The organism is Hydrotalea sp., assembly GCA_030054115.1.
In the GTDB taxonomy this organism is placed as follows: domain Bacteria; phylum Pseudomonadota; class Alphaproteobacteria; order JASGCL01; family JASGCL01; genus JASGCL01.
On the sequence record JASGCL010000038.1, the window covers coordinates 1 to 12,320 of the forward strand.

At 44.8% G+C, this 12,320-nt stretch carries 13 protein-coding genes; 4 read left to right on the forward strand and 9 right to left on the reverse strand.

Annotated elements, in window-relative coordinates; genetic code table 11:
- Positions 1-258: 258 nt before the first annotated feature.
- From QM529_06475 to QM529_06485, 3 genes are all read right to left on the reverse strand, one after another.
- The gene (locus tag QM529_06475) at positions 259-1,101 is read right to left on the reverse strand and encodes a hypothetical protein (protein ID MDI9314300.1); all 843 of its coding nucleotides are present in this window, start codon (positions 1,099-1,101) and stop codon (positions 259-261) included.
- Between the two features lie 19 nt (positions 1,102-1,120).
- A complete protein-coding gene (locus QM529_06480; protein ID MDI9314301.1) occupies positions 1,121-1,387 on the reverse strand; it encodes a hypothetical protein in 267 nt (88 codons plus the stop codon).
- Between the two features lie 85 nt (positions 1,388-1,472).
- Positions 1,473-2,174: a CarD family transcriptional regulator gene (locus QM529_06485; protein MDI9314302.1), complete on the reverse strand. Its 702-nt coding sequence runs from the start codon at positions 2,172-2,174 to the stop codon at positions 1,473-1,475.
- A 482-nt stretch (positions 2,175-2,656) separates the two neighbouring features.
- On the opposite strand from QM529_06485, the gene tatA reads away from it, so the two are divergent.
- From tatA to tatC, 3 genes are read left to right on the forward strand one after another with little or no spacing between them, the layout of a single operon-like run.
- Positions 2,657-2,818 (forward strand): twin-arginine translocase TatA/TatE family subunit, encoded by a 162-nt coding sequence (tatA, locus tag QM529_06490; GenBank protein ID MDI9314303.1) that lies wholly within the window; start codon positions 2,657-2,659, stop codon positions 2,816-2,818.
- A gap of 6 nt (positions 2,819-2,824) precedes the next feature.
- The gene (locus QM529_06495) at positions 2,825-3,310 is read left to right on the forward strand and encodes a twin-arginine translocase TatA/TatE family subunit (GenBank protein ID MDI9314304.1); all 486 of its coding nucleotides are present in this window, start codon (positions 2,825-2,827) and stop codon (positions 3,308-3,310) included.
- Between the two features lie 3 nt (positions 3,311-3,313).
- Positions 3,314-4,186, forward strand: a complete 873-nt coding sequence (gene tatC / locus QM529_06500) for a twin-arginine translocase subunit TatC (GenBank protein MDI9314305.1) — start codon at positions 3,314-3,316, stop codon at positions 4,184-4,186.
- On the opposite strand, the gene QM529_06505 is transcribed toward tatC, so the two are convergent.
- From QM529_06505 to purL, 4 genes are all read right to left on the reverse strand, one after another.
- The gene (locus tag QM529_06505) at positions 4,179-4,769 is read right to left on the reverse strand and encodes a hypothetical protein (GenBank protein MDI9314306.1); all 591 of its coding nucleotides are present in this window, start codon (positions 4,767-4,769) and stop codon (positions 4,179-4,181) included. The genes tatC and QM529_06505 overlap by 8 nt on opposite strands.
- Positions 4,770-4,855: 86 nt before the next feature.
- A complete protein-coding gene (grxD, locus tag QM529_06510) occupies positions 4,856-5,188 on the reverse strand; it encodes a Grx4 family monothiol glutaredoxin (protein MDI9314307.1) in 333 nt (110 codons plus the stop codon).
- Positions 5,189-5,196: 8 nt separating this feature from the next.
- Positions 5,197-5,427: a BolA/IbaG family iron-sulfur metabolism protein gene (locus QM529_06515; GenBank protein ID MDI9314308.1), complete on the reverse strand. Its 231-nt coding sequence runs from the start codon at positions 5,425-5,427 to the stop codon at positions 5,197-5,199.
- Positions 5,428-5,429: 2 nt separating this feature from the next.
- Positions 5,430-7,712 (reverse strand): phosphoribosylformylglycinamidine synthase subunit PurL, encoded by a 2,283-nt coding sequence (purL, locus tag QM529_06520; protein MDI9314309.1) that lies wholly within the window; start codon positions 7,710-7,712, stop codon positions 5,430-5,432.
- 269 nt (positions 7,713-7,981) lie between these two features.
- Between purL and QM529_06525 the strand changes: the two genes are divergently transcribed.
- Positions 7,982-9,886 carry a hypothetical protein gene (locus tag QM529_06525; protein MDI9314310.1) on the forward strand — a complete coding sequence of 635 codons (1,905 nt, stop codon included), beginning with the start codon at positions 7,982-7,984 and terminating at the stop codon, positions 9,884-9,886.
- Here the strand turns inward: QM529_06525 and purQ are convergent.
- On the reverse strand, positions 9,867-10,544 hold the full coding sequence (purQ, locus tag QM529_06530) for a phosphoribosylformylglycinamidine synthase subunit PurQ (GenBank protein MDI9314311.1): 678 nt from the start codon (positions 10,542-10,544) through the stop codon (positions 9,867-9,869). The two genes, QM529_06525 and purQ, sit on opposite strands and share 20 nt — an antisense overlap.
- Before the next feature lie 10 nt (positions 10,545-10,554).
- Entirely contained in the window at positions 10,555-12,195 is a 1,641-nt protein-coding gene (locus QM529_06535; protein MDI9314312.1) for an AIPR family protein, read from the reverse strand.
- Positions 12,196-12,320: the final 125 nt, after the last annotated feature.

A 12,320-nucleotide genomic window follows, 5' to 3' on the forward strand; every position in this document is an offset into this window, starting at 1 on the left:
GAACAAATAAAGAACATATAAAATACAAATATAGAACAAAATGGGCGATGTCAAGCACAATTTTTAATTATTAAAAAATCGTGTAAAGCCTCGTCGGCGGTCTTCAGCCGCCGACTGGGGATAAAAATACGAACACCGCGCCAGCGGTGGAGATATTTTTTGGGTGGGTTCGTCTCTTACCCCGTCATTCTCGAAAATTTGCGCCCTGCTCCGTCGCCAAAAACCACTCTGCCCGTCATCCTTGAAAAATAAATAACTTTAATCTTGTATTAGTAATTTTAATCCAAGCTTTAAATCAGAAATCCACGCCTCCTGATGATTGTGATACATTTCGATTTCTTGGTTAAGAGCTCCCATAAAAAGTTGCTTTTGACGCATATCAGCCATATTTTTGATAGTTGTGTACTTTTTTATACACCACTCATCAAATGTTTTGGATTTTTCTCGCCTGTCCTCTAGCAATAGTTTATTGGTATGGTAAGTCGTGTATTTATAGGCATCCGCGATACTTTTTTCTTCGTCACCATCAATATCTTGAGGATTTTTTATCCATTGAGAAAAATAATAAAGAAAAACATTAGCAATCCAGTGGCATTTTTCATCAATTTGAGCTCTACTGATAGATGGATAAAAACTACTAGCACCTATCACACAAATTTTATCTTGATTAGGTAAATTAAAAATTCCTGAAAAGCATTGTCCTAGCAATACAAGCCCGCTAGTTAACCCCTTAATATCAGAAATTTTTTTTATTAAATGATTAGGGTTTATAATTTCATCTATGCCGCCTTCAACAGATCCATGTGAGGAAACAACGCACCCAAGAAAAGATAATTGTCTCTGGGCGGCCACAATCTTATCAAGGTTAGGAAGTGTCAATTCAAAATAATTATCAGAAGTGATTTTTAAACCATTTTCAAAAAAATGATTACGAAATGCTTCGCTGTTGGGTATTAGGTAATAAAAATTATCATCTTTTTTGCCTTGATAATCTTTAATTGCTCTAGCAGAATTTATTATATCATAGATAAATCTATCCCCAGCTTCCTTTCCACAAATAAAAAGCCATTTTGCATTATCTGCAACTTTATCTTTTTGCAAAATGTACATATTTTAAACATTATTCAAAAAATTTTATTGGTGTCCCATTATAATCTTTTTCTTCATCTTCTTTTAGTGGCATATTACCAATAATATCACCTTTCTCCGAAAGATAATATTTCATTTTTTGAAAAATAATTATAAATTTAGCATCGCGCACACTAGACTTGCCCTCAATTGTCCTCACGAGCGTAAATTGGGATGTCTGGATAGCATCCTTATGCTCTGGCAGTAAATTAGGCAAGGATTCCCTTGGAATTTTGGTTGGCTCAATAATGTTATTCATAACGAATAGTATTCAATAGAAAATTTACTTTGTCAAGCCTCGCTATGAGAGTCTTAATAATATTAATTCTTTATTCGCGCCACCACTACGCATTGGCGCGGTGGAGGATGCCGTGGACTTTTTCGGTGGCGGCCGGCAGGTCAAGCGTTTCGATGGCCGAAATTTCGCGCGCCAGCCGTTCGACCGCGATTTGAAATAATTGTTTTTCAGAAAAAGATTGTTCGGGTTTGGAGGGCGGACGATAAAGGTCGCGAACTACCTCGGCCACCAAACTGGCGTCGCCCGAATTAATTTTGGCCTCGTATTCTTGTGCCCGTTTCGCCCACATGATGCGTTTGATTTTGCCCTTGCCGCGCAGGATTTTTAACACCTGCTCCATTTGTGTTTTTGATAACAAAGTGCGCAGGCCGTCTTTTTTTGCCTTTTCTATCGGCAGGCTGAGGGTTAATTTTTCCATGTCGAAATTCACCACCACCAATTCGACCGTCATGCCGCCGCCGACATCGCGCTGTTCGATGCGCAACACCTTGCCCACACCGTGGCTGGGGTAGACAACCAAACTGCCGTCTTGCAAATTGGCACGGGTTAGGTCTTGGGTTTCCAACGTGGGGTCAATCGGCCCGCGTTTTAAATCTTCCTTCTTCAACGGGGCGCGGCGGAAACCACTGCTCATACCGCGGCCGTTACTGCCGCCGCGACCGGCCCCCATGTTTTTGCCCGCACCAGCAAGGTGCTTGGCGAGGCTTTTTCTATCAAGAATTTTGTTTGCGACCTTGGCCTTTGTCATTATTTTCCCCTATCGTTCTCCCTTATTTATGTCCTCGTTTTTTTATCCCAATATCCCTTATGCAATATCTATCCCATATCTCTTTGTCCCATCCAATTGGCCTGGTCTTTCCATGGCAAGGCTGGTTGCGGCGACTGCTATAGCTAGCATAAAAAAACAGAAAAATCAAATGCACCGGTGGCGGGGGCGGATTACAAATAAAAAGGGCTGGAAATAATAATGCATCTATGAATAGTTTTTTTGATTTCGGCGGGCGGCATCAGGGGTTTTGGTCATGGGTTTTGGTGGGGAGGTTGGTGGGGCGACGCGGGGGGGTGCGGGGGTGGCGCCCGCCCTTCGCTTTTCTTTCACTTTTCTTTTTGGGGGCTTTATGATAGGGTTAAGGCACGGGACAAAAAGGTGACAAAAAGGGGACGCGCCGGCGGTTATGCCGGCACAAACGGCGATAAAATTAAAAAAAAATAAATGGAAAGGCAAGTATCATGGGCGGGCTTAGCATTTGGCATTGGCTGATTATTTTGATTGTTGTGTTGGTGTTGTTCGGTGGCGGCGGCAAATTGTCGTCCATCATGGGCGACCTTGGCACTGGTCTTAAAAATTTTAAAAAAAATTTAAGCAGTGACGACAAAAAAGACAAGAAATAATTTCTGATGGCGGTGGAATACCCTATCCATTTGGCGTTCTTTGGCTTGGGTGGCGAAGAATGGTTGGTGGTGTTGGTGGTCGGGTTGTTGGTGATTGGGCCAAAGGATTTGCCGCCGTTGGTGCGCGGCGCGGTTGCGCTGTGGCGCAAAATATTATTGATGGCGCATGAATTTCAAACCATGTTCGAGGACATGGCAAATGAAATGGACGCCAAAAAACACGCCGACGATATAAAAAATAAAATTATCGACGCCGCCGGCATCGACGTTGAAACGCGCGATAATATCAAGCAGGCAACATCGGCCATGAAAAAACCGGCGATAAAAAATCTAAGCGAGGTTGAGGTTATCGAACCGACCATCGCGCCGCCAAGCAATAGCACCGCCGGCGAGCCGGCATTGGCGAAGAAGAAAAAATCGCCAAAAAAAATTGGTGGCAAGGCCGGCGGTAAGGTCAAACAGCCTAAGCGCAAAATTAACGAGCGAGCTTAAACCATGGCAAAAACATCCCCCGCGAAAACCGCAACGGCGAAAAAATTGACTGCCGATAAAACGGCGACCGGCGAAACGGCGGCGACGAAATCGCGCGGCGAAAAATTATCGACCATGTCGTTGCTAAGCCATTTGTTGGAATTGCGGCGGCGGTTGTTTTGGTGTTTGGCGGCGTTGTTGATTGCGTTTTTTGGTTGTTATTATTTTGCGAAAGATATTTATGGTTGGTTGGCCGAACCATTGTTTGCGGCGTGGCAACAACAGGGCGGCGATGGCATTAACCACAAAATGATCGCCACCAACCTGACCGAAATTTTTTTCACCAATGTGCGGTTGGCGTTTTACGCCGCGGTGATTGTTGCGATGCCGTTTTTGCTGTTGCAACTTTGGTTGTTTATTGCGCCCGGGTTGTATCGCCATGAAAAAAAGAGCTTCGCGTTTTTTTTATTTGCGACGCCGTTTTTTTTCTTGTTGGGGGCGGCGTTTGTTTATTTTCTGGTTATTCCGACCGCGTGGGATTTTTTCTTGAGCTTTGAACAATTTAACAATTTGCCAACGGCGGCGGGCAACATGGCGGTGCAGATTCAACCCAAGGTCAGCGATTATTTGTCGTTGGTGTTGCAATTGGTGTTGGCGTTTGGCCTGTCGTTTGAAACGCCGGTGCTGTTGATTTTGTTATTGCAATTGGGGGTGATTACCCGCGCGTGGTTGATAAAGCACCGACGTTACGCGATTGTTATTGCCTTTATCATAGCGGGGGTGTTGACGCCGCCCGACCCGTTGAGCCAGGTGTCGCTGGCCGTGCCGCTTATCTTACTTTATGAATTGGCGATTGCCGCGAGTTATTTTATGAAGGAGCGGAAAGCAACTAAATAGTTTTATCATAAGTATATAACGCCCTATCAATTTCTCGCAAGGAGCATGTAGGATTTTCTTTTTTAATTTCGAAGATGACTTTTTTAAATTCAATAAAATGTTTTATTTCTATGCCCGTTAATGGAAAATTATTATTCAATTTATCCGCGCTTTTCAGTGTGCCAATTGCATGCCTGTCGATTATCGGAATTTCATCAGGAAAAATAAAATGTAAAATCGTAGCGGCGTAAACCACACCAATACCAGGTGCTTCATCCAGTATATTTATTGCCTTTGTTATTAACGCTTCTATTCCCCTTTCGTCAGTCTCAACCTTCGTAGCGTTTATAAATTCTGTAGCCTTATCAATTCTATCTTTATAAAGAACATTAAAATTATTAAAGTGTTTAGATTTTACTGGGCAGTATGAAGCATCGCCGCCAGATTTCCAAAGGCAAATGCGTGCAAAAACATCTTTGCTAACGTTTTTATCTTTTTTGATTTGATTTATTAAATAATTATACTCGACATCACCCTTATCATATGTGGTGTAGTTAGGATATTCTGCTGAATATTCCTCAATAAAATCTTTATCGATTTTCATAAGCGTTCAATTCTTTTTTATCCTAAAAAATAGGTAAAGTTCTTATTAAACTTTCGGGGCCTTTACTTTAATAAGAATCCTTGATTTTACTGACTCTTAACCGCGATTCCCTTGTCGGCGAATAGGGCGGCCAATTCGCCCGATTGCGCCATTTCGCGCACAATATCGCAACCGCCAATAAATTCGCCGGCGACATAAAGTTGCGGAATGGTCGGCCATTGGCTGAAGTCTTTTATCGCTTGGCGCAATTCGGCGTCGGCCAGCACATTGATATCGTGAAATTCAACGCCGTAGTGATTGAGCACCCCGACCACCGCGGCCGAAAAACCGCATTGCGGCATTTGTTTATTCCCCTTCATATACAGCACCACCGGGTTTTTTTTGATGGTGGTTTCGATGTCTTTTTTAATATCGTTCATTTTTTTCATTATAGCAGTTTGGTGATTAATTGCAAGGCGTGAAGGTCGCGTGCCAATTTTTGGTTCAGGGCGCGATAGACCAATTGATGTTGTTGCACCCGCGACAGGCCGGCAAATTCGGTGGCGGCAATTTCCAATTTCCAATGGTCGTCGTCGTCGACCAGCGGCGTCAACACGACCTGCGCATTTGGGAATGATTTTTTTAAATCGGCAAGGATGTCTTCGCGGCTGACCGGCATGGTTATTTGTAAATTTTATTTTTTAATTGTTGGCGTAATTTATTGATGGTCAATAATGATATAATGCTTTGCCCGCCGATAATCAACCGCGCGTCATTGCCGTCATGTTGCGGGGTGGCGGTGCCAAGTTTTGCGATGGGAATGTTGGCGGAATTGGCGCGTTGTTCAACGCTGTTGTCGCCTTGGTTGGTGGCGATGATGTAACGCGCCCCGCCGATGCCGAACAGCTGGCTGGGCGATAGGTCATTGCTTGCCAATTGCAATGTCATGGCATGTGCGCGCGCCATGGTGATGGCGTCAATCAATAACCCGCCGCCGCCAATTGCTTTGCAGGCCGTTACCATGTTGGCGGTGATGATTTGTTGCACAAAATCGCCGTGGGTTTTTTCGCTGGTGGCGTCAAACAATTCCGCCGGTGGGGCAAATTTATTTTCGCCGCGCGTTAAAAATAAATAACGACTGCCGCCAAGGTTGGTTTGCGCGCCATCGCCAATTAACCATAAATTTTGTGGTGCGTGCGGCAAAATATAACCCATGGCGTTTTTATAATCGGCTATCACCCCCACCCCGCCGATGACCGGCGTGTGATAAATATCCTTACCCGCCGTTTGGTTGTAGAGCGAGACATTGCCCGAGATGGTCGGGAAATGTAATAAGCGCGATACATCGCCCATCGCTTGCAAAATAGTGGCGAAGGCCGCCATGATGGCCGGGTCCTCCGGGTTGCCAAAATTAAGATTGTTGGTGTAGGCCAATGGCCGCGCCCCCACCGCGCAAAGTTTGCGGTAGGTTTCCAAAATAATCGCGCGCCCGCCAACTGCTGGGTCGGCTTGGCACAGCAATGGGTCACCGTGCGACGATATGGCAAGTGCCTTTTGTTGCGGCTTGTCGTCGTCGATGCTGGGGATTTTTATCACACCGGCCGAGGCCTCGCCGCTGGTTAATATCGTGTTGCCCTGCACCAACCTGTCATATTGTTGGTAGATGAATGATTTGTCCGCACCAAACGGCGAGGCGAAATATTTTTCAAGATATGTTGCCAAGTTTTTTTCTGGCGCGGCGTTGCTTTCATTATCTTCCGATGGGCTAAGCAATAGCGGCGCGGGCAGTTTGCTTTGTGGTCGGTCGTAAAGCGGTGCCTCCCCCACCAATAAATTGGTTTCAAGGTTGGCAACCTCCTCGTCGTTCATGCGCAACACCAAATTGTTGCCGGCCACGACCTCGCCAATTTTTTTGCAATCCAAATGATGTTGCGAAAATATGTTTTTGATAGCGTCAAAATTATCTGGGTCGATGACCGCCAACATTCGTTCCTGGCTTTCCGACAGCATGATATCCTCGGGTTTCATATCGGCCTCGCGCATTGGCACTTCATCCAATTCCAGCGTGATGCCGACCCCGCCCTTATCCGCCATTTCGGCCGACGACGACGACAACCCGGCCGCCCCCATGTCTTGGATAGCGATAAATTTTTTGTCGGCGATAAGTTGCAAGCATAAATCCATCAATAATTTTTCGGCAAATGGGTCGCCGACCTGGACCGCCGGTTTGCCCGACGTATCGTCGTCGCCGGCGAATTCTTGGCTGGCCATCACCGCGCCCTTAACCCCGTCTCTGCCGGTTTTGCTACCCAAATACACCACCCAATTGCCAACCCCGCGCGCCACGGCCGATGCCATGGCATTTTTACGCACCAAGCCCACCGTCATGGCATTGACCAATATATTGCCGTTGTAACAGGGCAAGAATTCGGTTTCGCCGGTCACCATTGGCACGCCGACGCAATTGCCATAATGGCTGATGCCGCGCGTTACCCCCAGCACCAGGTTTTTCATTTTCTGGCCAAATTTTTTGTCGTCGATATCGCCAAACCGCAGGGCGTTGACATTGGCGATTGGTTTCGCCCCCATGGTAAAAATATCGCGCAGGATACCGCCAACGCCAGTCGCCGCGCCGTTGAATGGTTCGAGGTAACTGGGGTGGTTGTGGCTTTCCATTTTAAAAATCACCGCGTCACCATCGCCGATGTCTATCGCGCCGGCATTTTCACCGGTCGCGGTGATGACCCAGGGTTCGGCAAAATGGAGTTTTTTGATATGAAGCTTGCTGGATTTGTAAGAACAATGTTCCGACCATAATGCGCCGGTAACCGCAATTTCGGTGATGGTGGGCGGGCGTTTGTGGCGACATAATTGCGCCGCCACCAATTTTTTTGTTTCATCGGCGCGCAACCCATAACCGGCGGCGACAGAAAAAACATCGGCTTCAGAAAGATGGGTCGGCATGAAATAGGGCAAAAAGTTACTTTAAAGTGATTATCAAATGTCATGGGGCATTACAAGGTGGAAGGTCAATATAATTAGCCCTATCGCTTCGCTGCTTGAGGGCAAGCTTGATTATTGACTTAGGCCTGCAATTATTTTATGCGGGGGGGATGGCGGTAAGCGCAAATATGATGGGGCTATGGTGGAGGCTATTTAAGGTTATACATCGCGTTCTGTTATAAAATCCTACGCCGAGAACAATGACCGCTGACCGACAAAACCATAAGAACATGAAAAGCACTTTAAAAACAAAAAAATCATTTGGCGCGGGCTTGCGTGGCCGCTGGCATAATACCATGGCCGGCGCACGGCGACTATACCGCGACGATAGGTGGATGTTTTTTTCCTATGGGTTTTTGCTGGTTTATGGGTTGTTTTTGCTGTTGGCCGTTTCATTCCCCGAGGATGCGGTCGGCATGGGCGACACCATTACCTACCTGATATTTCACCCGGGGCGGACATTGGGGTTTGGCGTGGTGTTAAAATTTGTCGCCCTGGTTTTTCAAAATTACGCGGCGGTTAAAATTATCCAACTGCCGTTTTTTTTCTGGGCTCTTTGGTTGTTGGCCAACCGCTTCGCCAAATTATTGGCCAAACTTGGCCACGGCAAGAAATATAATTGGTTGGTGTTGCTGTTGGTTGTTTTGGTGGCCGGCAATTGGGACACGCAATACCTGCATTATATTTTATTAAGCGATTCGATATTCTGTTCGTTCGTTATCTTGATTACGGCGATGCTTATCGACCTGTGGCTGGCGCCGCGCGACGTGAAATCGTGGCAACGGGTTGGCTGGGCAATTGGCGCGTCGTTGCTGTTTCGGCCAGCGGGGTTGCCGTTTATCATGTTGTTGCCAATTTTTTACATCATGGTGTTTGGGTGGCGTTACCGCGAAGGCAAAAAATTACTTTACCCGCTGTTGCTTTACCCACTGTTGATTATTGTCGGCTTTAACCTGACGCAAAAAATATTCGACCGCTGGCTGAACCGCCAACCGCAGAGCCTTTCGGCGTCGTTGCTGTATGGTAACGCCAATATGTTGGCAAGCGTGGCGCACACCAACCCATTTCCAGCCGGCAGTTATTTTGACCGCGTGTGGCGGTTTTATGAAAACAAATACCGCGACGAACGGGCGTTGGTTGATGGTTTGCCGGCGCGTTATTGCGTGACCGCGGCCTATCAACGTTTGGCGGTGAATTATGTTATTTGGGGCGAACAGGGATGGTGGGGCAATGGGTTTTTGCAGGCCGATGTTTTTTCTGACGCCGACCGCGTGCGTTTTTTAAAACCGGCGCGTGAGGTGAAGCTCGACCCCTATCTTGATGAGCCAGCGCAAAACCAATATACCCGCGCGGTGTTCATGGCCAACAAATGGCCGGCGTTGAAATTGTTTGCTTGCAATTACGTCAATGCGTCGTTCCATGGTTATGATTTTTTATTTGCCAAGGACGACCATTATCAAAATGTCCTGACCAAGGTGATGGCGACGTTAATTTATAACAAGGAACAATCGATTAACCACGATTACGCGGACTTCATTGCCTTTTACAAAAAAACATTGTTGGCGGCGGCCGCGACCCATCAATTAAGTTTTCACGACATTGTGCGTTTCATTGGTTACCGCGACACGGTTCTTGGCAATGTGTTAAAAATGACTGGCGGTGAAAATTATGAACAGCTTCGCAAGCGGAATGAATTTTCACCCACCGAGCGACAACATGTTGCTGAGGCCTATGACGTGGCGCAGGCCCTGCCCAACGGCAATTACACAACGGCCACGCCCACCATGTTGCCGTGGTTGACGGCGGCGCGGTTTGGTTACACGATTTTATGGACCTTGGGGTTTGTGTTGTCATGGGGTTACATTGGTTATTTTGCGGTGGTGTTTTTACGGCGATTATTTGGCGGCGAATTATCGGCGCGGGCGGCGCGGTTGTTATTGCCGTGCCTGTTGGCGGTGGCGGCGCAGGGGTATTTGCTGACCCTGGCCTTGGTCGCGGTTTATGAGGCGCGTTATATTCAACCGATGTTTCCGTTGATGATAATGTTGTTGTTGCTGACGCCGTTATTGTGGCGCGGCGACGCGGCGGGCGGCAAGAAAAAACCCGCGAAGCCCATTAAGAAAAAAAATTCTTAAAAAACGCCAGGCCGTCTTTTGCTTGGTTGGGGTTGGTTGGCGCGGCGGGATTTGGGTTTTGAAAATCGGCGATATAATTTTCCGGGTGGGGCATCATGCCAAAAACATTTTTCGTTTCATTGCACACACCGGCGATATCGCCCGCCGAACCATTGGGGTTGCCGTCGTAATAGGCAAGGATTTGGCCGCTGTCTTGCAATTTTTTTACATCGTCGTCGGTGGTTTGAAAATTGCCGTCGCCATGGGCGATGGGCAGGGTAACAGACGATGCGCCAAAAAGTTTTATAAAATTTGATTCGGGTTTCAGTTTTTGCCAGCGGCAGATAAATTGGCCATGGGCATTGGGGCGGAGGAGCCCGGGGAGGAGCCCCGATTCGCACAAGACCTGGAACCCATTGCAAATACCCAACACACGTCCGCCGCCACCGGCAAATTGTTTCACGGCGCGCATGATGGGGGTTTTGGCGGCCATCGCCCCCGACCGCAAATAATCGCCGTAGGAAAAACCGCCGGGCAAAAAAACAAAATCGGTTTTCGGCGGCAGGGCGGTTTCCGATGCCGGTTGAAAAATGGCGGCCTGACCAGTGGCGGCAAGAATGGCGCGCGCCAGGTCGTCTTGCCGATTGCTACCATCAAAAACCACAATGACCGATTTCATGTTTTATTTTTTATTTTATTTTCTTATCAATCAAATTTTTAATCTCATTAGATTTAAATAAATTATTATGAGAATAGTTTCCTTTTAGCTTTTTTTTCTGTTCTTTAACAATATTTTTAATAATTTTTAAAGATTTATTATATAAATCTTGAATATTTTTAAATTCAATAGTGGCATCTTTCACTGCTGGGTCAATTCTTCCCATTGAATAAATCAATGCAAAATCCGCATGTTGAATAAAATTATTGGTCGATTGTTTCTTTAGTTGGCTCTCCTTATCCTCAACAATCTTATACAATTCATAACTTCTATAAAACTCTAAATGTATATTTAGTTTACTTCCATCAAACACCCCATCAAAATCGTTTTCAAATATTTTTGATTTGCTGGATTTGGCTTCTGATGGCCTGCCTTCATATAGAGCAATATAAGATTGAAAAACCACTTCATTTGATATTGTGGTATTATCATTATCAAATTTTTCTTTTCTTTTTACTGATAGATTGATATTTTTTTGCTTAAAGAACTCAACAACTTGTTTTTGTATTGGATTATAAGATTTTACATCACGAGAAAATATATTATTTTGACTATTTAATCCTTCGGTAATCTTAGCTATTATATCATCATCACTGGTTTGATAAATTCTGACGGGGACAGAGATGCCTTTTAATTTCTCAGGGTTATTCTTATATTCTTCATAAATGGCATTTGTGGTCTGCCCCCCATTAATAATTTTTGGGTTAACCAATTTTATTTTATTTTTATGATTGCTGTCCGGCGTTGAGCTAACAATTTTGCAGATTATGCAAATACCATTGTTGCATGCCCAAAAAAGACTTTTATTATCATCTTTTTCTATTGCTTGTTTGATTTTTTTATTTATTTTTGTTTTTCCTAAATAATATCTGATATTATTTGCTAGCATTTTTTCTTTTTCTTGCTCATATAATTTCGCAAGTTCTATCGCCGGCAAGCTTAAAAAGTACGCTTGCATATCTGGATTGCTTATTTCTTTTTTATATAATTTTTCATCATCAGAATTAATTGAATAAGTAATAGGCAATGATTCATCTTCCTCACTCATTAAGGTCGGCAACCCATAAGGGCAATACTGATAATTTGTATAATTCAAACTACGCCAATCGTCCTTTATAACATCATCCCTATTGCTATTAACAACCGTATAGATATTGACGAATATATCATGGCTTTTACCAATCAGAGCACTGATTTCGTTTATTTTTTCTTTTAATAGTGCATTGGCTTGATTAAATAATTTACAAAAAGCGGCGGGGCTTTCTTGTCGCATTATTATTCTAATACTATTATTCAACAATGTAAGATCATTTTCCGGAAACATCTTCTCCGTTGCATTTTGATGAAATTTATTAGAAAAAAAATGAACAGATTCGCTTTCCTCATCTACGTATATTGCATCAATCCCTTTATCTCCTCCGCCGTCAGTTATGCATCTCATAGCCTCTTGAGTGCTTAAGTCTAAAATTTTTTGCACCGAATAAATAACAAAAGCATAGGACATCTGACGTTCTTCTAACTTTTTTCGTGGCAATGCTGGAAAATTATTAGCGTTTTCGCTAATAATTTTTTGCAACCTTGCTTTCAATATGTCATTTAACATCTTTGTCATTTTTTGTACCTCTTTGCTTCCTGCAATTAGTTAATGAACCCTTAATTCCATATTTATCGCTATATTTGTTAATTCCTGCAAGCGCAGGTTGGCGATGGCGGCGTATTTTTCCTCGCGGTCGCAGG